Genomic DNA, 20,350 nt, shown 5'->3' with positions numbered 1-20,350 from the left:
CCCCCTCCTTTCATTAGCTCTTGTTATGCAAAATTCATATTGAATTGTGTTTGCATGTATTCTTTATTAAATCGTGTTGCATCCATCCTAATAGCTATGAAATAACCGTCACCTTTTATTACATTTGCTGAATGTTTAACACCTGCTGGAATCCATATCGTAGAATTTGATGAAACATCAAATTCTTCCTCACCTAATTGGATTTTATACTCAAGCTCATTCTCTTTTCCTACGATAATATTTATTTCATCCAGATCGTCATGGATATGGGGGTTAGTATAGTCTTCATCTAATCCATTTGCATTTGTTATATGATGTATTGCTAAGTGAAAAGGAAATTCGTCTGAGAAGAATCTTTCAATACATGGGACGTCCTTGTGGAATGGAATAGATGAGAGTGGTTTGTTTTCATTCTTAAAAATTAGTCTTTCATACGGAAAATTCATAATTATTTCTCCTCACAAATCATATTTTTATTTTTTTGGTAGAACAAATGTTACTCCATCTCCAATAGGAAGGAGACTAATGCTAACTCTATCATCATTCATAATCTTCTTATTTAGTTCTCTAATTGCTTTTACATCCCGTGATTGATTTAAGGGGTCAACTACACTACCACCCCAAAGCACATTGTCAATCACAATTATCCCTCCAGGTCTTATTAGAAGTAGTGCATTTTCATAGTAGTTTAAATAATTTTCTTTATCTGCATCTATAAAAATTAAATCATAATAATTAGACTTATGATTACTTATAAGAGAGTTCATTGTTTCTAGTGCAGGAGCAATGTTGAGATCAATTTTGTGTGATACCCCTGCTTCCTTCCAATATTCTTTTCCAATTGAAGTCCATTCTTCATCAACATCACAGGCAGTGACAATCCCATGTTCTGGTATAGTCAAAGCAAACCATAGAGTACTATACCCTGTAAAAGTACCAATTTCTAATATTTTTGAGGCACCCATCAGTTTAATTAGCAGTGCGAGAAACTGCGTTTCCTCTGAAGGAGTTTGCATTGCTGCCATAGGTAATTTTGCTGTCTCTTCTCTTAGCTTTTTTACAATGTACGGCTCTTGACTTGAGTGTTCTAGTATATAGTTATACAAAGTATCTGTTAAATTAATAGTCATCTTTGTCATTATTTCACCTTTGAATTGTCTCTAATAATGGACTTCTTTCCTCTAATATTTTTTCTGTTTCAGTTATTAATTTTTTAGCTATAACATCTATATTTCTATTTCTCCAATTCTCCAACTCTGTTCCTTTTATCCATCTATTAAAAGCACCCAGGGCTGGACCGCAATAAATATTAAAATTAACTTTTTGAGAAGCCTCGCCTTTTATGGCTAATTGAACAGTATTTTTCAGATAGAATTTCAAAACCTCCTGTATTTGGCTTTTCGGAGTTCTTCTACTACTAGAAGATTGGTGTTCATTGGTTTGTATAATATTTATGATCTTTTCATTTAAATATCTTTCTTCTATCAATTCCTTAGTTTTAAAGTCGATTTCTGAAACTTTTTTGTACTGCTTCAATAAATCATGCAGTTTGTTGGCTCTAGCTGGGAAAAACATTCCTTTTTTAACTACTTGTGTTTGACCTCTTACTTCTAAGTCATTCGCGCTAGGAACATAGCTCAGATCATGTAAGTCAATATTCTGAAGAATGTCTTTCACCAAATCGCTCGTCTTAGCTTCAACTGTACATTGATTAATAGAACCAGTTAAAACAAAATCTGCTCCTAGTATAAAAGCAATTGAGGCTGCCTCAGGGGTCCCAATTCCTCCTCCTGCTCCAATTCTTATTCGTCTGTCGAATATATTTTCCTTTGAGGCTTCATTTCTTAACTTAACAATAGTAGGTAAAAGAAGTGATAAGTTAGCTAGACTGGACTCACCCCCACTATCTCCCATTACACAAATATCATCGACAATGGGAACCTCCTCAAGCATTTTTGCCTCATCAAATGTAATTTCTCCTTTTTTAAGTAAAGGATCAATTAAAGACTGAGGAATCTCACTCATAAACTCCACAGCTGTTTCACACCTAGATAACTTAACGAGAATCTTATTTTTAGCAATTACTTTTCCACTTTCAGAACGATGTAACCCTTTAGCGCGAAACTTTATTAATGAGGAGCTAATTGCCCAAAATCCCGACGCTTCTATTGAGTTAATATTATATTTAAGGAATATTTCAATAATTTCATTTTCTTTTTGTGGATTATGTAAATTAGCTGATAAATTGCAGCCGAAACTCTGTCCATCTCGAAGTAATCGTTTAGTATCTAAAATAATATCTTCAATTTCATTAATTTTTAATGATGCTGTACCTAAGAAAGATAAAAAACCATTCTGAGACATCCTCGATACTAGTTGAGGAGATGAGATACCTTTTTGCATTGAACCAGCTACATACGGATAGACTACATTATAGTCTTCACAGAATTTTTGGTCGCCCATCAAAACTCTTTTTTTTACAGGACTTTGCTTAGTAGACACTTGATCAGAAATGGCTATTTGTTTTTCTTTTAGTTGATGAACTCTTTCAGGTTTTTCAGATTTAATTTTTGTAACTAAACCAGTTAATACGCTACCTGGCCCTATTTCTTTAAATTCTGAGACTCCTTTTTCCATTAAATATTGGACAGTCTGATCCCATTTTACTGAACTTACTAATTGTTCAACTAGGTTACTCTTGATGTTTTTTTCCGCATAAGGGAGTGCATCTACATTTGATATAATCGGAATACGAGGTTCGTTAAATAGAAAATTATCTACATATTCTTTGTAATTACCTTGTACTTTTTCCATATACCTAGAATGAAAAGGCCCACTCACCTTCAAGGACAAAAACAGCTTCGAACCAGAGTTCTCAAATATTGTTTGGGCTTGAAGTAAATCTTCTCTTGGTCCGGCAAGAACAATTTGACTAGGGGTATTTATGTTTGCAACATCTATTGACGTTAATTCATGATCTTCAAGAATAGTCTTAATTTTAGAATGGGACATTCCTACAACCGCTGCCATTCCTCCACCTGTTACTCTTGACATTAACTCACCACGTTTTTTTACTAATTTCAAACCTGTTTCGAAATTAAAAACATCGGCTGCTAATAGAGCATTATACTCTCCCAGGCTATGACCTATAAGATAATCTGGTTCCTCATTTTCTTGACAGTATTTAAAATAGGTAAGTGCATTTACAATGTATAAAGCTGGCTGGGTATATTGTGTAAGTTGTAACCTACTTTCTTCATCATTTAGACAAAGATCTTCGATCGAATAACCAAGAATTTCATTTGATACTCGGACATAATCAGCGTACTCTGTAAATAATTCTTCTCCCATACCTTTTTTTTGAGAACCTTGACCTGGAAACATATAGGCTTCCATTTACTCACCCCTTTTTATTCAGAAATTACAATTTATTTCATTTCCATATTTATCTTATAATACTATATTATATTAAACGGTCATTTTTCCTTCTTTTTTTACAAAATAATTCAAGTTAGTAGTTTATACCTATTATAGCAGTCATATTTTTTTACTAATTATGCTTTTTTTATCTGTTTTAATTGGTGAATAAAGAATAATAATGCCGATTTATATGCTGGTCATATCGTTCTCATCTTACAAATGTACTAATCTATTTCAGGTAAAAATATGGATACATTGTGACCAAAGTAAAGTTGGATACCATCAGGGTGGCTTGTTATAAAATGTATTTCAAATTTTTTCCGATCTCTAAACTCTGCAAAATATATTTAAGAAGAGCCGAATTCCTATATTCAAGGAATTCGACTCTTCTTAACACACATGAATATACAGAAAGATAATTATGATCTCTTCTTTACCTTAAATACTGTTCTATTTTTTTAGCACCCACAGGAGACTGGGTACAACCTTTCTATGAGCGAATTTTAAGTAATCAACGCATATTTCACGTGTATTATTGGCTAGAAAGAGAATATTTTTTATGATGACCTTCTCTCCCTTGACATAGATTTCTACATGGTTCGATATGGTCACACTCAGGACTTGATGAAACTCTAAAAGTTTCATCGGGCTAAATCATGCGAGGGTTTATTTTTAAAAATAATAATAGTTAGCTCAATATTATGGAATATTACTTGTGAATATTATGAGCTGATTAATCTGTTGAAAACTAACATTTTGCGTTTACTTCTAATTTAGGTTTCTGATTCACTTTTTCAAATAGCTTAACCGTCTTGGTTATTTGCTTTAATAGCTCTTACTTTTTATTGCTCTTCACTCATTTTATAATGCTCCGCAATTGAATCATGACCATAAACAATACCTTATACTATATCAGGGAATTTTCAGACCCATTTCTACACGAATGTGCACTTCGCTATACCTAATTGAAACATAATGCATGCGATACATTAATACATGCGTTTCGTGTTTCCTCTTACTTTTACTCTACACACCCCTTGACGCTCATTCAAGGGGTGTTATGCGTTGATGTGCTCCGTATGATGGCATTGAGGAAACGATGTACACCCAAAAAATCGACTCCCTTTGTCTCGGCTATGACGAACGACTAACGCTTGGCCACATTCCGGGCAAACACGCACATCCGGCTGGACGTGGTGATACACGTCGGCCGCTTTCACTTCCGGATTCACCTTATTGATAAACTCTTGTAACTCGACCCGATCAAGCAGCTTCACCCCACACGCTTTGGCCAAGTTTTTGGCTCCGGAGGTATAGCGACTGTTGGTAATCACCCAGGATTCTTGCGACTTATAATACGCTTGGGCCGCGTAGACTTGCTGAACGGCATCAATCCCTACCCGATTACCCGATTCTTAAATTTGTAGCGTTTGGCTTGAATGACGATCTTGTTTCGTCCTTTTAACACCAAATCGGCTCCATAATCATGACTTTGCTGCGTTTCAGCCGGACGATACCCAAGCATTTTAAACAACGCAACCAGGTAAAACTCAAATTGAAAACCGTCCATTTTATCAATGTCCCGTGTCCCCGATTTACTTATACGTTTGAGGATACGACGGCGACGGATGGTGCGAAAGAGGAACTTGGCCAGCTTCCACCCCACCCAAAGGAAAAACACCCACATAATCACTCTAAACAAGCTCTCTAACACCATCCTACCGCCTTCTATAGTCTATGATTAGCGTTCATGCTCGGCATCTTTTTCCCTTCTGAAATGTTTTCTATTGTGAAATTTTGATTACGAGTACAAATATATCTTCCGAATGATATACTTCCAATAAATGAAAATAACCCCTAACGAAAGGTGCTCGATTTATGAAATCAACAAATTTATACGAAGTGATTAAGCCTCGCAAAAGCGATTATCCAAACCCGATTACTTTAAAAAAAGGTGATCAAATTATAGTTGGAACCCTCTATGATAAAATTCAAAATGGACAAACTGGATATTTTGTCAAACAAGTAACTTAATTTCAGGCTGGGTTCCAAAACAAATCATTAGAATAAATGGTGAAAAAGGTATTCTACTAGAGGACTATATTGTTAAAGAACTAAACGTTCGATTTGGCGAATACGTCCTAGAGCATAGAGAACTAAACGGTTGGTTATGGGTAAAGAGAATGAACAACCACGAAGAAGGTTGGGTTCCAAAAGAGAATCTCCAACTTATCAATCAAACACATTACGAACATTAAAGGGAAACAGTATAGAACCATTCCCCTTTATGGTACTTTCACCATTGTGTAGCCTACTGTTTTATGGATGCTCATACTCGGCCTCTTTTTCCTTATGGGCCGTTTGCTTTTTCACTTTGGCTTTTAAATCCTCGTTCCAATCCTTCTTAGTTGGCTGCTCCACCTGGAAGAACTGTTCTTTAGCCGCATCGTCTTTGACTAGCTTATCGCTCGGCCGCATTTTACTTGTAATCGTCTCAACGAACTCATTACCGCCCTTATCGTTATCTACCGCAAGCACAACCTGTTTCACCTGGTGGCCTTCGGCTACCATTTGTTTGACTTGCTGCGTAATGACATCCGGTTTGACCCCACTCATACTCACTAGGCGCGCGTTCTGAACATCCTTTTGTTTAATCGAGTAGTAACTAAGCGCATCGATCGCGTCCTCGAACACGATCAGTTTCTCCGGCTTTCCGACATCAAAGTGAAAGCCTCCTGGTTGCTGGCTATGCTTATCAACGCCTTTAAACCGACGACCATTTCCCATGTCGACGGTTCCTTGACGATTGGCTCCAACAATCTCTCCTTTTTCGTTCTTCCAGGGAAAGACGATGTTTTTCTTTTGGTCCTGGACAATGTATTCGTTTTTCAACGCCCATTGGACAACTTTCGGGTGAATCTTTCGCTCTTCCATCAAGTAGGATTTCAGCTCTTTGGCCGAGTCTACTTCGTAATGCTTTGGATACTTATAGGGTTCTACCTTTTCTTGTTGTGTTTGTTTCTCTACAGATCGGTAGTCTCCATTTGTTAAGTCCATGACGGCTTGCGGAAAACTCATATTGTAATACATCATCGCAAAATCGATCGCTCCGTGACCCTTTTCGCCACGGGAGTTCCAGGCATACATATTGTCACGAATCAACAACGAATCATGTTCGGTATGGCGGTAATAGTTCCCCTCTTTCGTGAACGTTTCCCCTTTACTCTCCAAATAGTCGATTAAATCAACGTTTCGAGCCTCCATAATTTGGTCTGCACCAGCACGCTTGGCCATGCAGCTCCACCTCCCTTGTCATTAGTTAAATACAGGCTTAATGCGGTTATTTTCTAACGTCAATTTGGCATGGAATGACTTGCCTTGCTTGCTTTTAAAGCCTTTGAGCTTTCCGGTCGTTTGGCCAGATAAAATCGTTTGAATTTGGTTCTGCGTCAACTTCTTTTCAAAGATCGTTTTTGGCAACGTCTGCTTGCAGCCATTTTTGTATTGATCGCATCCATAGAACGTCTTACGATCAACCATTTTTCCATCCTGGCACGACGGGCATTTGCCGACATACGTCTCTTGTTCAATCGTTTGAAGATATTGGCCAACCAGCGTGTCACCCACAACCCGTGAGCTACCTTCTTTAATCTCATGACGAATAAATTTGCGAATGTTCGCCAGGAACGTGTCTTGGCTTCCTGTTCCTTCTCCGATTTTGGCCAGGTATTGTTCCCACTTGGCCGTCATATCCGGACTACCGAGTAAGGACCCTTTAACCGCTGCACACAAGACCCGACCTTTCGCCGTGATATGGACCTTTTTACTCTTAATCTCAATGTACCGACCCTTTTTGATCTTCTTAATCGTTTCGTCGCGTGTGGCTTCTGTTCCAATGCCTTCAATGTCATTTAAAATCCCCGTCAGTTCTTCATCGTCAACGGCTTTCCCGCATGTTTTCATCACATTAATCAACTGACTTTCCGTGTACAAACGAGGCGGCTTCGTTTTCCCTTCATGGATGAATGGCTTCACATTCGCGTTTTCCCCTTCCTGGAGAGGAGGTAGCTTTGGTTCTTGCTCCGCGGATTCTTCTCGTTTGGAGTCAAGCGATGTCCGGAAGGAAAACAGCTCTTTCCAGCCTTCCTTTTTTGGTACCTTTCCCGATGCAGAGAAGGAAAGCCTGTTGATAGAAGCCTCCACACTCGTTTCTTCATACTCATAAGGTGGCGCAAACGTCGTAAGGGTTGTGGCCACTACTTCCTGGTACACAATCCATTCTTCCTCACTCCATTTCGCCCGCTGCGCATCCGTTGGAATCGTTTTCGTTGGCACAATGGCATAGTGTTCCTGGACCTTCTCACCGTTCACATGGCGTTTTTGCCCTTCCGGATGCGCCACGTCGACGACGACGTTCAGTAATTCTTGATACGCGAAACGCTGCGCCTTTAAGTAGCTCAATTCATTTTTCGTAATGTACTCGCAACCTGTTCGTGGATACGATAAAACCTTCTGATCATAAAGCGATTGCGTGATTTGTTTCACTTTGTCCGGTGAGTAGCCGTACCGTTTCCCCATCGCTGATTGAAGGCCCGAAAGGGAAAAGAGCTTCGGTGCTTTCTGTTCTTTCATGTCGCGTTGAACACGGTCAATAGCTCCTTTTTGTTTTTGATCAGCTGTGACACCATGAGAAGTAAGCAGCTTCTTGGCTTCCTCATTCGTCTCAAAACGATCATGGACTTTCGCTTCAAACGAACCATTCTTGGTCTGAATCTCCGCTTTCACATCAAAGAACGGCTTCGATTGAAACGACTCCACTTCTAATTGACGTTGATAAATCAACATGAGAAGGCTCGACTGTACGCGACCGACGGAATAACGATCACCCTTCCCGCTGCGTTGTTGTAGGCTCAAACTGTATAAGCGAGAGGCGTTCATGCCGACTAACCAATCGCTGATCTGACGCGTCTGTGCTTCCGTATATAAACGTTCTGATTGTTCGCCGGGTTGAAGGTTTAAAAAGCCTCGCTGTACTTCCTCCGCCTCCAGGGAATTAATCCATAAGCGTGAGATTTTTTTGGTCATGCAGCCCGCTTTATGGATGATGCTGCGGGCGATGTTTTCACCCTCCCTGTCGATGTCCGTCGCGATGATGATATGATCAGCGGCTTTTAGTTCGCGCTCAACAACCTGGTACTGATCTTTCTTATCCGGTGCCACTTCTAACACGAACGATTCCGGAAACATCGGCAATTGATCTAGGGACCACTTTTCCCATTCTTCTTTATAGCCACTTGGTGGCTGCGGTTGAAGAAGATGGCCAATCGCCCACGTTAAGACCACCGTTTGATTTGGGAAGAGCTCCGTGTCCTGGACTTCAATATATTTCCCCTTATTACTCGTTTTCTGAAAGGCCTCCGCATACACACGCGCCTGGCTTGGTTTCTCCGCTAAAATGACCGTTTTCATGTTCATCATCCTCTCATGTGATTTGATGTATGAAAGACCCCCTTCCTAAATGGGGAAGGGGGTCTTTCATTGTTACGCTCGTTCTAACTCTTGTTCATTGGACTCTGAACGACCCATGCCTCGGAACTTAAAAAATCCTTTCTCATTCGGGTCTTTTTTCTTGTCTTGCTTATACTCCTTATCAAGCTGCGCTTCGAGCTTTTTCAAGTTCTCCGCTGCCTTTGGTGACAAATCCATCTCTTTAATCTCGGATAAGGCTTCTTTGCGCAACTTGTACACGTCATGGTACGAATGAGACGCTTCAAAGTCCTTCATTTGTTGACGCTGCTCCTTCGATACCGCCGGGAATGGATTGGTGCGCTCGCCATGTTCCCTTTCCGGCTCTTTGGCCTCTTTAGCCTCCGGCTTCTTTCCTTCCAACACGTTTAAGACATTCGTTTTAAATAAGGCTTTGTACTCTTCGCGTTGGTCGGTTTCTTGTTCTAGCGGCTTTTCTCCGGCTGGCGTGACAGCTGCGGCCACCTGGTCTTTGTACGACTCTTTATAGTCCTCTTTGGATAAGGACGGGTCTTGTTTCTCCTGGGTCGGTTCGGCTTTCTCTTTGACTGGCTCTTCTTTCAATGGGGTTAGTTGTTGTAACTCAAATGTACCTCGCTCATGCTTACTTGAAATGTAATCCATGGAAACAGGTTTCCGATTTAACCGCGTTCTTGAATCGTCTCGCTCGTTGACTTGATACGCCGTCAACTGGTTGGTTTCTTTATCATGAACCAACTCGAAATCGGGACGACTTTTCACTTTTGACTCCAGGCGGAATGTGGCCTCTTTCTCTGTGTCCTTAGTAGAAGTCGCTTGTTTATAATCCTGGTCTAAATCGCGTGGGTCGTGAACCGCCTTCACTCGTTCAAACGCGTACATTCTCATGGCTTCTAGTTGGTTCGTGTTCATCTGATCGCTCCCTTTCGTTGGTTGAGGTTGGGTGTTCTCGTTCAACTGGTGCGGAAAAGCATCGTAATACACGCCCTCCTGGGCGGGTTGTTGTTTCTCCTGGCCTTGCTCCTTCTCTCGATCACTCATTAATCGTTTTTCAATCGTATCAATGAAGCTATGCGCCGTTTCGTGCACTTCCTTTAAAAGCTGTTCCTTATCCTCCATCTTGCGGCCACTGGTCCAGCTATGAAGGTAATTCAATGAGTAATCGCTTGTATCAATTCCAAACTTTTTGGCTACCGTGTACGCCGTCATTTCGGCTTGAAACTCTTTCTCCGGTGCGGTGTATTTGTGATGGGTTTCTTTCGTGTGAAGCTTCGCATGAGTCAACTCATGAAGCAATGTTTTCACGTTTTGTTTATCCGAGTTCCGTGGGTTCAAGGCCACTTCGTTCGTCAGTGTGTAACTGACTCCTTTAGCTGCTCCAAGCTCCTCTTTAGGTGGAATGATCTTGATGCCATTTTCCTTGGCCACGTCCTCCATGCCACGCTGCAACGAATTCATATTGGGAACGCTGCCTTCTAGCCACCGATTGGGGAAGATGTGTGGCAAGTCTTTCGCTGCGGCACTCGTCTGCGACACATCAAACACCGATCCGATGGAAAAGTAAAGGCGACCCTCACGTGTTGGAAGGTCGCCTTTGTCTATCTTCTGTTTTTGTGTAGCGGTCGCTTTTTTTAAGCCTTTCCATTGGTCCTCTTCGTCCTTAAATTCTTTCTCCAATCGATTCGGGACAAGGATTTTTAACCCTTTCTCTCCTTTATTGACGGGAAAGCCTTTATCTTTCCAAAACTTAAACGACCCAACCGCTTCGGCTCCAGGAAACTGGTTGTCGATCAACACCGAGTTTCGCAACGAGTATTGATGAAATTTCCCCATAAAGGACAGATAGTCTTTCACCTGGTCCGGTGTATGAAAGTAGGAGTCGATTCGATCTTGCATCCCACTTGTGATCTGTTCAATCTCTTGTTTTCTTTCTTCTACTGTTTTCTTTTTATACTTGGCCATGTGTTCATTCGCCTCCTCGATCGGCTGCCTCGACAAGCTCCTCTAGGGCTTCCTCTAGTTCCGTTTGGTCGGTATCTAGGAACAATTCTTTTGTTTTCATATTAATAGGAATGACGAGGTTTTCTTGATTTTGAAAATGAATTTGTAGTTTACGAAACTCTTCATCTGATAGAAATAACGTGTACTCTTCTTCTCTGACCATGAGTACAATACTGTTTTTCGTTTCGTCTTGATAGACGGATTGAACAATCCCCACTTCCATATCTTCTCCGAAGAATAAACTCATGTATGTCACCTCCTTTATGGAATAATAAAGAGAGATTTCAATTGAAATCTCTCTCGTTACTATTCGACCTTTTATTGAGTGATTTAACGATAATCAGTAAAGGAAAGAACGCTAACAAAATCATACTTATTCCAAGTACCGCAAATGGATTTCTAATATCATTCTGAACAATTAAACCGTAAAAAATAAACCCAGCCGCAACTAACTCTAAAATGAAAATAGGTATTAAATTCACAACAAACTCTGTATTTTTCTCTCTAAGCGTCCAAACAACAACAGTAACGCTTCCAACAAGTAAGACCGCTAAAAGAATTGGTATTACATAGTCCATGAAATCAGTCTCCCTTCTATCTTATTTCTATTTAAAGGAAGTATAGCACGTTGACGCGTTTACAATCTCTTATTCTTCACGGAACCATACGCGTTCATATCTCGTAACGGTGTGCAGTGAGTCGCGCACACTTGACCTGGTGTTTCGAGTGGTTGATTTTCTTTGTTGCAAGCGAGACATTCTCCAATATGATACGGTCCAGGACCAGGCAAGAACGAACACACACCCGCTACAAATTGGTGAGGGTTTAGTAGTTCACCATAGGCATAATCAAACGCGTTCGTGTGGTCTTTCTTCTCTCCATTTTGAACTAACAAACTATCGGATGAAACACTTAAAACAGGAACCGTTTGCCCCTCCTCTAACCCCACATTACTTCCTGGATGAATAAACACATAAGGAAAACCACTGTGTGATTTAATGAAGCGCAGTTCCTCATTAATCTCTTCAACCCCATGAGTAATGAGTGTCATTTAATCGGCTCCTTTCTGTGCGTCAATGCGCTTCTGACGCTTCGTGGATATGCGTTCTTCGACCGCTTCCTTTGCGTACTTAACGGTTGGTGCTTGAAAGAGTCCATTGTCTTTATCTGTTACATAACATACATCTACACTTTTTAGTTCTCGTTGAGATAACATCATTGTGTTTAACACTTCCAAATTGATCTGCGACACCTTATCTGCATGGTTAGCCGCCATACGTATACGACTCAATTCTTCTTTAAAGAAGTCGTTCATTGTTTCCCCAAACACTCGCGAAACATATTCAAGATTCCATTCTTTTTCTTTCATTTCTTTATGCTCTAACACAATCTTTTCAATCGCTTGGAATGGGTATTGAAAGTGGTTATCCTCCATTAACTGATCAACATACTCGCTGCACTCTTCCGTTAATTTCAAATTGCGTCGTTGTCGTGTGGCCATTTGATTACTCCCTTTCTTTTGATTGATCAATGTCGCGTTGTAGTTGTTCGTACGCTCGCTGTTCCTTCCAGTCCTCATAATCACGCCCCATGTGATAAGAGGCTTGTCGTAGTGATTGATAGGTGCGTGAATTTTCATACGCCGTTTGCCATTTATCTGATCGATAAGCGAGCTTCTTCATGTGTTCTTGGTCCTTCGCAAACTCTTTCATTTCGGTTAAGAAGCCATTCCCCATTCGCTTATACAGATCATCAAGTTTGGTCTGTTTATAGCGATCAAACCGAAAGGAATCTTTTGGTCCAGCTCCATACGCTTTTTTGATTTCTAGGACCTCTTTATCAAGCATCTTGTTCAACGATTGAAGGTCTTGCCCGTGATACTTTTTCAAATAATCCGTCGTCAATTGATCAAGCTGTTTCTTCACCGGGTTTAACGTGGAATACCCGTATTGCCATTGTCGCTTATCAGCGGGCAATTGCTTCATCACTTGTAAGAATCCTTCCTTTAACTCACGGTTGCGAAACCTCAATGTCGAGTTCTTTTGTTTGCCATGAACCATGTGTTTTCTGATCATGTCATTGATGCGTTCCTGGTGTGGCTGCCGATTCGATATTTCATTCACGACGGTTGATTTCATCTTGTCTAAGGTGAGTGGTTTGCGCTTGCCTCGTTCACGTGTCGGGTTCGGTTCGACCATCGCCAAATGAATGTGAATGTTGTCTGTATTGTAGTGAATCGCTCCCGACCAAACCGCGCTACCGGAAAGCCCTTCTTTCTCTTGCATATTGTGCATGGATTTTCTTACTACGTCCTTTAACTTCTCTTCATTCAGTGAACCTGTCTTGGGATTATAGATGCCTTTCTCGGCTAACCAATCATTGTTAAAACTGATCACGTCTTGCCACATAACACTCCCATTCGATTGCGCCTGTTCAAACAGCGATTTCATTTTTCCCTTATCGGCTTTTGATAGGTGATCACTCTCTTTCGTGAACAAAGATGATGTTTTTTCCTGGTCGCTCATATAGTCCTGGTAGAGTGAAAACATTTTGTTTGCGCCATCTTGTTTCATCGTGGCGACTTCACGATCAACATAGTCCACGTAGTTCTGGAACGATCGTGAATCGGCTGTCGTGAATCGTGATTTGAGTACGACCCCCGGAGCCTGTTCAGTTACGCTCATGAGTACCCATCAACTCTTGAATGGTTTCGTGATACTGTTGCATCACTTCAATACAATGTTCCATGATTAACATGTTCTGTTGAATGATCTCGTTGTACTTCGTTTCCTTGTCTTGATTAAAGTGATGGAACGCCATCGTGTTCAATTGACGGCGTAAAAACTCTTCACGCGAGACCCCTATTTCCTTTGCGAGTTGATCAATTTTACTGACAGCGGCCGCATCCATCTTTCGTACTCGTATCTCCATTCGTTGAACCTCCTAGTGATTAGTGCTGAAAAAAGCAAGATTGAGTGAAGAGCATAAGGGGTTTTTGTTCCCACATTGCGTGGGAAGTTAGGCAGAGCCTAACAAAACTGTGGGTACAAGAAAATCGTCAAGTGTGTTCAGTGTGTGTACCCTTTTTTTTATAAAAGCTGGAATAAATCTTCCGAATGTGCTTACCTTGTGTACCCTACGTGTTCAGTGTGTGTACCCTATTCTGTTGAAGAAACGGCTGTTTCTTGTTTCTTTTCTTGAAGATTTTCGATCTTTGCTTCATGATTTTGAATCGCTATATTGTGATCGTAAATCGTATCATCGATTGTTCGGATGTCACCTTTGATTCGATCAATTTCAACCTGTGTGTCCTCGTTCTCTTCGGCCGTTTGATACTCTTGATCACTTTCTAATTCAGTCAATGTACGATACAGTCTGTCGCGATGTTCTTGTGCTTTTTGTCTCTGATTCTCTTCCGCTTCTACGTCTCGTTCGGCTTGGTCGATTTCAAATTGAACGAAAGAAACGGCGTATTCTTCATCACTTTTAATCTCCATCGTCGGGTCTGTTTCAACGACGCGCTGATCAGTTTGTAAGAAATAAACGACATCATCCAAAGGACTTTTTTGTGTTGATTCTTCGTCCTCGTTTTCATCATCGATCGTTGAGTAAGTTGGACGGTTCACGACCAAACCAACCGCCAAAATGTCCCATTCAGAACTTAAGTTTTCAATCTCTAGCACCAAGCCATGACGTGATTCATAGACCACGTTATGAGGCAACATTTACCGTGGATTAGCTGCTTCCTGGGGGACAAATGAAAGTGATTCTTCCGCTCGCATCCCATCGGTTTGTAAAGTCAGATATGCCTTACGAGTCGTCGGATTATAGACCCATTCTTCAACGTACACATCGCCTGTATTGCTTAGTGAGATCGCTGTTTGGTGTGGCGTTTCGACCACTTCGTGTTCCCCTCCAGCCCATAACCTAGAGGACATAAAAACGGAGAAACCAAGAACGAAAAAGCCTAAGACGACGATATAAACAAGGGATTTATTCCGGCTGGTTCGTAGCTTTTGTTGCATGAGTTTCTTAAGTGATTTCATTGAGTTTCCTCCTCTCTATGACTCTGAAACCTCGGATTGAATCGTCTCTAAATCCGTGACAATCCATTCATTTTCTTCGATCTGTTCGATGGTAATAGAGATCAGAACGTCGCGCTCTTCCTGGCGATCAATCTCGGTATCATCGATGATATGGTGAAAGTCGGCTACCGCATATAACACATCGGAAGTCGGTTCTTTATCTTCTAAATACAAGTGGTTCATCGTTACATCGGTTTCAATATATTCATTGGCTTCGATTTGATCGGCGGGGAAAAAGCGTTGATATAATTCATCATTCATGATGGTTCGCCCCTCTGCACTCTCTTCCTCATACCTGTCAAAATCTCGATTGTAGGCTAACTGAATAAAGTCATAAGCGACGTTCGTAATCGCTTCACGTTCAGCTGCAATTTGCTCCGGTTCCATTCGTTCCATCCGCTCCGTTAGGAGCGCGTTATCTTCGTTTAATTCTCGTACTTGCTCTTGAAGTGGAGCCACATCAACGGGGTCATTCGTTTGATTCATCGCCCACAAATTAAGGACCGTGACTCCAGCTAATACCACCAGTCCACTCCCAAAAATGAGATACCGTTTATCCATTTTTCTCTCCTTTCTTAAGACGCGATTCCCATAAATTCAACCGGGTCCACAAAATCTCCGTACTGACTTTGACGCACTTCTAAATGCAAATGTGCTCCAGTTGAGGTCCCTGTATTCCCACATGTGGCCACTTTATCTCCAGCGGATACGCTGTCACCTGGTGAGACATCAAAGGATGATAAATGAGCGTACGCGCTATAGTAATCTCCATGATCAATAATGACGATATTCCCGTAGCCGCTTTGGACTTCGACGTTCGTTACCTGTCCATCGGCAATGGATAAAATCGGCGTGATATGCTCCGTACACGCATAATCCGTTCCCTTGTGATACACGATTTGTTCTTCATCAAAAGGGTCGGTACGATAACCAAAGTCAGACGTTTTTCGTACTTCTCCGTCGACCGGAAACACCATATCTCCGTCGCCAGTACCACCACCCATATTATGGGTTGATAGGTACGAAAAAATCGCATCGACATAGCCAATGTCTCCGTAACACGCGCCTGTTGATTCACTCTCCGGTCGAATACATGAAAAGGCTCCTGTATGACTTAGTTTGTTATACATCATGCGCGAAAAGTCGATCGCGATGTCCTTTGAGTACGCGCCTCCGTTATGTTCATTGGCGTAATTAATGAAGCCCGAACCAAAGTTATAACTTTGAAGTGCGAGCTTCACATCGCCATTGGCTTGGCCTAACACTTCCTTAAAATACTTCACACCTTGCTCAATCGACTCTTCCTGGTTGAGTGAATTGACGGGGAGGCCAAGCGACTCGCTAGACTGCATAACGTCCTCTAACCGTCCCCCACTTTCTTGCATCGCCATGGCCATTAACACATCAATATGGTCCTCCATATCGTGTTCTTCGGCGTATTTCTCGAAGATGGGACGTAACTCTTCAAGCTCTGCGCTGACTTGCGCTATCCCATCATGACCGCCCTCTTCACTGACCAATTCACTTTCGTTCTGATCATCTTGTAAGGCCGAAAAGAAGAAAAAACTTGTCGCACCTATAAGGAACAAACAAGCCAAGACTAACCCAATAATGACCGCCCACCACTTGGGTGGTATGAGTGTTAAAAGCCACACTTACAACCCTCCTCCGTATAGGGCCAGCTCCTCCGGCGAACATTCAATGGAGAAGCGAATATTGCCCGCTCCCGCAATCGTCAAGATTGTATCTCCTGTTTCAAGAAGCGGAATTGAATGTACTTCATGATCGGATAATCCACCACTAAAGACCGTTCGCAGCTGCTGGACGTTCTCACTGTCCTGTTTCATGAGAAATTTATATGAGCAAAGATTGAACAACGTTTTAATCGCTGTAATTGAAGAGAGCGACGAGCCTTCCGGCACGAAATCTCGAATCGTATGAGAGGCGAAGATAATGCCACCAAAATACTTACGAGCTTGCCGCGCGAAGTTAATTAGCATTTTCAACGCTTCCTGGGATTCTTCATTGGTATTGACGATCGCATGAGCTTCATCAATCTCAATCAAGTAATACATAACATCCTCTACTGACAGTTCGCCTCGGTTAAAGGCTTCATATTGAGGAAGGCCTTTCTGCAGCAGTTCGTCCCACAGAAGATTGATCACATTAAAGAGCTGCGCTTGGAAGATATTCGTTTTCATTTGCGCCAAACTCTTGATTTCAAAGTAGACCATCTGTTGCGCCTGGAAGTTATCCAATGACGTATACTGGTTAAACAAACGGCCATAATTGCGTACCGTGTTTTGAAGAATTAACATGATACTTTCTAGACGATCTTGACGATTAGAACTCAACGTTTCATCGACTTGTTTTGCCTCCACATCCGTGTACAATTCTCTCTTCACACGCTCTAATAGATCTTGTAAAAGCGGGTACGCATCATTGGGTCGATCGGTAATGACTGGCGTTTCTTCGCTTCGATCATCCGCCCATAACCCCCACTCGACATAAAGGGTATTCGTGATATTCTCAAATTCCTTGATCTCTTTGTCGTTGGCATCCGGCGCGATAAAGCAGTAAAAGTTCGCCATCTTTGATAGATGCTGTGTGAAGCATGTTTCTTGATCTTCGTCCGTTTTGTAGACGTGCATCGGGTTAATACTTCCGCTTGACCCGTCTAAGCTGATTACTTTTCCGCCTCTACGTTCCACCATCGGACGAAACTCGCCGGTCACGTCAAATCCACGTATAACATCGCCTCGATCGGCGCGATCAGAAGCAATTTTTTTGAGCAGTGTTGATTTCCCGCTTCCCATACTTCCGATTACAACACCGTTATACGATAGTCGCTTTTTATCCTTATGAAAAATGTCTAAAATCACGTAGCCGTTAGTATTCGTTTGACCAAAGTAAGACCCGTGCGGGTCATGAAGTTGGGTAAAATAAAAAGGCAAGCTACCCGCCAACACACTGGATGGGAGTTGCTTACCTTGTCGTTTGTTGTACTCTTTCAGTTGTGTACTATAGCCTTGAAACAGGGCTTTCCATTCATACTCTTGTTCATTGAGTAACACCGTAGCGCGAAAGTCTAAGTTCTCTAAGGTCTTAAGCGTTTCAGCTAGATTTTGCTCTAAATCAACGAGTGTACGTCCATGCACGTACATTCTAAGCGTAATACTCTTGATCACATCCCCACCGTCACGAATAGAGTTATAGACACTCGCTAACTCGTCGTACGCATCGCGGGCCTCCATCTTATTGATATTATCCGTCTCTTGAATGTACCGGGCGTTTTGTTCGGCCATTGATTTGTTCATCGCTTCGCGAATCTCAAACGTATCTTCCCTGGCAAAATCAAGCGTAGTAATGCAGTTTTCTAAATCAAACAATGGAGCGAGCCAAAAGTCATTCGCGCGCTTGGGATACTTATAGACATGTAAGCACGCTTCGTATCCATCGCCCTTTTTAAGATATGATTCTTCAAACTTCACGCCACCAGCTGGTTGTACAGCCGCTAATAATGACTGATTAAGTTGATTTTTCTTTCCTTTTTTCTTTGTATCATTGTGTGATTGTGTCATTGTATTATTGTGTTCTTGTAAAAGACTCATATCATCACCTCATGGCTAGTTTAGAATTTTGATTACCGAGCTTATATAAAAGATTGTCGCGCTTACTCTTGGTCAATTCCTCTAAGGGAAAACTAACACTTGTAATGTTTTTGGCCACTTTCACGCGCTCCTGGAGGATTTGGCGTGTTTCGCCAAAGATGAATAAGAAAAACTCTTTATTCGTTCGGTTTTCTTGTAGATACGCCAGCTCGTCGATCTTTTGTTGTAAAAACTGAATCTGTATCGGGTCCGTCGCTTTATCACGTTTGCGAATCAAATGCCCTTGTTGTCCTCCCGTATCTACGGGGTACGTTAAGCCAACAATCTTCATATCCTCACTGTTCGATCGTATGAGCTTATCAAACGTATACACATCCAAGTCCGTGTCTTGTTCGTTCTGAGCGTATAAATCCTTACTTGTCACTTGAAATATATCAAGATAACCGCCGTTGTCGCGCAGCTTATATACACCGTCTGTGTAGTCAATAATCGGCAATATATCTCGAATTGAAGGCTCAATTTTATGTTTTACTTTTTTCTCTTTTGTCGCTCCAAATCGTTTGTTCCACTCGCGCGTTCCTTTGCTGGATTCATCGAACCAAACGGCTTGTTCCTGGTTTCTTTTCTTTTGGAACCATTTTGGCCGTTTTGACTTCATTTGTTTTTCATCAAACATATTAGCTCTCCTCTCGCTTCCGTGGTTCATCTACGGATTGATAGGTCTGTCTCGATCGATTCAGCGCGTAAGACATCGCTTGATACATTCGCTTTTTAGGGTTTGATCGCGGTCGACATAATAACGTGATAATTACAACCGTCATAAAGAGGTAAAACGGTATCTTAAAACCTGGTTCAATGAACCGCGCCAGTCCCCAGGAAACGCCCACTGTTGCGAGTGCCATCCAAAAGTCGAACATATAGATTTCTTTATACATTTTTAATTCCGTTTTGATGTCATTTGGAATAACATATTTGCTCATTCCCTCACTCCTTTCATAATAAAAGAGGCTCCGTAGAGCCTCCCCTTATGCGTGTTTGGCTTCTAAAACTTCCCCGTACAGATAAAATTTTTCCCACTTTTCTGGAATTGTTTCTGCCACAATCTGAGCAATTTCTCCATATAACTGATTTAATCGTTCATTATTCATCCTTACTTCCCTCCAGATACATTATTAAAGCGTTCATCAAACCATGAGTCATTTCCAATTTTATATCTTATATTAAAACTACCCGGTCTCAATGATTCGTTATTGTAGATTGGCGTTATACTTACCCTCACCTCATCCCCTCTTTGTAAATGTTCCATCCATAATTTTTTCAAGTTTTCTCCACTCACCTCTATTGGGGTTTGCGTTCATCGGTACTAAATTATCTATATCACCAGACCCTTTAAAAATGCTAGCAATTAGATGTCCACCATCGTCATCAGGGAGTCTATCAGGTCCGCCGGCTTTTCTTTGTGCATAACTATTTCGATTTGCTAATCCCACCTGTAAGTTGGCATCTACCTTGCCAATTCTTCCTAGTGAATCAGTCGTGTACCTGTATCCATATTCATTAAAATAACTTACATTCGGTCTTAACGCTTTCTTTCCATCGACCCTCGTATAGTGATTAACCCCACTCCCTACCTCAATCTTCCTTAACTGCTCCTGCTTTACCGCGCCAACATCTTGTTGAATCCTTCGCGAATCCTTCGCATTATATGGCACACGGTTCCCTGCGCCT

Annotated in this window: 23 protein-coding genes and 1 pseudogene; 1 reads left to right on the top strand and 23 read right to left on the bottom strand. The window is 41.5% G+C overall.

Going from position 1 to position 20,350, the window contains the following annotated elements:
• Window positions 1–23 precede the first annotated feature (23 nt).
• The 4 genes and pseudogenes from FPV17_RS03435 to FPV17_RS03420 all read right to left on the bottom strand — a co-directional run bounded on the left by FPV17_RS03435 (window position 24) and on the right by FPV17_RS03420 (window position 5,137).
• Window positions 24–446, bottom strand: a complete 423-nt coding sequence (locus tag FPV17_RS03435) for a cupin domain-containing protein (protein WP_144558028.1) — start codon at window positions 444–446, stop codon at window positions 24–26.
• A gap of 27 nt (window positions 447–473) precedes the next feature.
• Window positions 474–1,139, bottom strand: a complete 666-nt coding sequence (locus FPV17_RS03430; RefSeq protein WP_144558026.1) for a class I SAM-dependent methyltransferase — start codon at window positions 1,137–1,139, stop codon at window positions 474–476.
• A 4-nt stretch (window positions 1,140–1,143) separates the two neighbouring features.
• A complete protein-coding gene (gene fabD, locus FPV17_RS03425; protein WP_144558024.1) occupies window positions 1,144–3,396 on the bottom strand; it encodes an ACP S-malonyltransferase in 2,253 nt (750 codons plus the stop codon).
• A gap of 1,082 nt (window positions 3,397–4,478) precedes the next feature.
• Window positions 4,479–5,137: pseudogene (locus FPV17_RS03420) on the bottom strand (restriction endonuclease).
• A gap of 161 nt (window positions 5,138–5,298) precedes the next feature.
• Here FPV17_RS03420 and FPV17_RS22145 point away from each other — a divergent pair.
• On the top strand, window positions 5,299–5,454 hold the full coding sequence (locus FPV17_RS22145; protein ID WP_246117117.1) for an SH3 domain-containing protein: 156 nt from the start codon (window positions 5,299–5,301) through the stop codon (window positions 5,452–5,454).
• Between the two features lie 285 nt (window positions 5,455–5,739).
• Here FPV17_RS22145 and FPV17_RS03410 read toward each other — a convergent pair whose 3' ends face one another.
• From FPV17_RS03410 to FPV17_RS03325, 19 genes are all read right to left on the bottom strand, one after another.
• A complete protein-coding gene (locus FPV17_RS03410; protein ID WP_144558022.1) occupies window positions 5,740–6,714 on the bottom strand; it encodes a DUF3991 and toprim domain-containing protein in 975 nt (324 codons plus the stop codon).
• A 21-nt stretch (window positions 6,715–6,735) separates the two neighbouring features.
• Window positions 6,736–8,889 carry a type IA DNA topoisomerase gene (locus FPV17_RS03405; protein ID WP_144558020.1) on the bottom strand — a complete coding sequence of 718 codons (2,154 nt, stop codon included), beginning with the start codon at window positions 8,887–8,889 and terminating at the stop codon, window positions 6,736–6,738.
• 72 nt (window positions 8,890–8,961) lie between these two features.
• The gene (locus tag FPV17_RS22580; RefSeq protein ID WP_144558018.1) at window positions 8,962–10,887 is read right to left on the bottom strand and encodes an ArdC-like ssDNA-binding domain-containing protein; all 1,926 of its coding nucleotides are present in this window, start codon (window positions 10,885–10,887) and stop codon (window positions 8,962–8,964) included.
• 4 nt (window positions 10,888–10,891) lie between these two features.
• Complete coding sequence (locus tag FPV17_RS03395; protein ID WP_144558016.1) at window positions 10,892–11,173, bottom strand: hypothetical protein; 282 nt, start codon at window positions 11,171–11,173, stop codon at window positions 10,892–10,894.
• A 37-nt stretch (window positions 11,174–11,210) separates the two neighbouring features.
• On the bottom strand, window positions 11,211–11,504 hold the full coding sequence (locus FPV17_RS03390) for a hypothetical protein (protein WP_144558014.1): 294 nt from the start codon (window positions 11,502–11,504) through the stop codon (window positions 11,211–11,213).
• Window positions 11,505–11,563: 59 nt separating this feature from the next.
• Entirely contained in the window at window positions 11,564–11,977 is a 414-nt protein-coding gene (locus FPV17_RS03385) for a hypothetical protein (RefSeq protein WP_144558012.1), read from the bottom strand.
• Window positions 11,978–12,427, bottom strand: a complete 450-nt coding sequence (locus tag FPV17_RS03380; protein ID WP_144558010.1) for a hypothetical protein — start codon at window positions 12,425–12,427, stop codon at window positions 11,978–11,980.
• 4 nt (window positions 12,428–12,431) lie between these two features.
• Window positions 12,432–13,610 (bottom strand): MobP2 family relaxase, encoded by a 1,179-nt coding sequence (mobP2, locus tag FPV17_RS03375; protein ID WP_144558008.1) that lies wholly within the window; start codon window positions 13,608–13,610, stop codon window positions 12,432–12,434.
• Window positions 13,597–13,857 carry a hypothetical protein gene (locus FPV17_RS03370; protein WP_144558006.1) on the bottom strand — a complete coding sequence of 87 codons (261 nt, stop codon included), beginning with the start codon at window positions 13,855–13,857 and terminating at the stop codon, window positions 13,597–13,599. The genes mobP2 and FPV17_RS03370 overlap by 14 nt, the downstream gene beginning before the upstream one ends.
• 227 nt (window positions 13,858–14,084) lie before the next feature.
• Window positions 14,085–14,636 (bottom strand): hypothetical protein, encoded by a 552-nt coding sequence (locus FPV17_RS03365; RefSeq protein WP_144558004.1) that lies wholly within the window; start codon window positions 14,634–14,636, stop codon window positions 14,085–14,087.
• A 15-nt stretch (window positions 14,637–14,651) separates the two neighbouring features.
• Entirely contained in the window at window positions 14,652–14,972 is a 321-nt protein-coding gene (locus tag FPV17_RS03360) for a hypothetical protein (protein ID WP_144558002.1), read from the bottom strand.
• 15 nt (window positions 14,973–14,987) lie between these two features.
• Window positions 14,988–15,572, bottom strand: a complete 585-nt coding sequence (locus tag FPV17_RS03355) for a hypothetical protein (protein ID WP_144558000.1) — start codon at window positions 15,570–15,572, stop codon at window positions 14,988–14,990.
• Window positions 15,573–15,586: 14 nt separating this feature from the next.
• A complete protein-coding gene (locus tag FPV17_RS03350) occupies window positions 15,587–16,666 on the bottom strand; it encodes a lysozyme family protein (RefSeq protein ID WP_144557998.1) in 1,080 nt (359 codons plus the stop codon).
• Window positions 16,667–18,622, bottom strand: a complete 1,956-nt coding sequence (locus FPV17_RS03345; protein WP_246117116.1) for a VirB4 family type IV secretion system protein — start codon at window positions 18,620–18,622, stop codon at window positions 16,667–16,669.
• 4 nt (window positions 18,623–18,626) lie between these two features.
• On the bottom strand, window positions 18,627–19,298 hold the full coding sequence (locus FPV17_RS03340; protein ID WP_144557996.1) for a TraC-like domain-containing protein: 672 nt from the start codon (window positions 19,296–19,298) through the stop codon (window positions 18,627–18,629).
• Between the two features lies 1 nt (window position 19,299).
• Window positions 19,300–19,602 carry a DUF5592 family protein gene (locus FPV17_RS03335; RefSeq protein ID WP_144557994.1) on the bottom strand — a complete coding sequence of 101 codons (303 nt, stop codon included), beginning with the start codon at window positions 19,600–19,602 and terminating at the stop codon, window positions 19,300–19,302.
• A gap of 45 nt (window positions 19,603–19,647) precedes the next feature.
• Window positions 19,648–19,770, bottom strand: coding sequence for an immunity protein YezG family protein (locus FPV17_RS03330; RefSeq protein ID WP_144557992.1), 123 nt, complete (start codon window positions 19,768–19,770; stop codon window positions 19,648–19,650).
• A gap of 2 nt (window positions 19,771–19,772) precedes the next feature.
• Entirely contained in the window at window positions 19,773–19,928 is a 156-nt protein-coding gene (locus FPV17_RS22345; protein ID WP_281284342.1) for a DNA/RNA non-specific endonuclease, read from the bottom strand.
• A complete protein-coding gene (locus FPV17_RS03325) occupies window positions 19,903–20,334 on the bottom strand; it encodes a DNA/RNA non-specific endonuclease (protein WP_281284325.1) in 432 nt (143 codons plus the stop codon). The genes FPV17_RS22345 and FPV17_RS03325 overlap by 26 nt, the downstream gene beginning before the upstream one ends.
• Window positions 20,335–20,350 lie beyond the last annotated feature (16 nt).

Source organism: Shouchella miscanthi, assembly GCF_007725405.1.
Classification (GTDB): domain Bacteria; phylum Bacillota; class Bacilli; order Bacillales; family Bacillaceae_D; genus Shouchella; species Shouchella hunanensis.
This window is presented reverse-complemented; position numbering and strand designations above follow the sequence as displayed.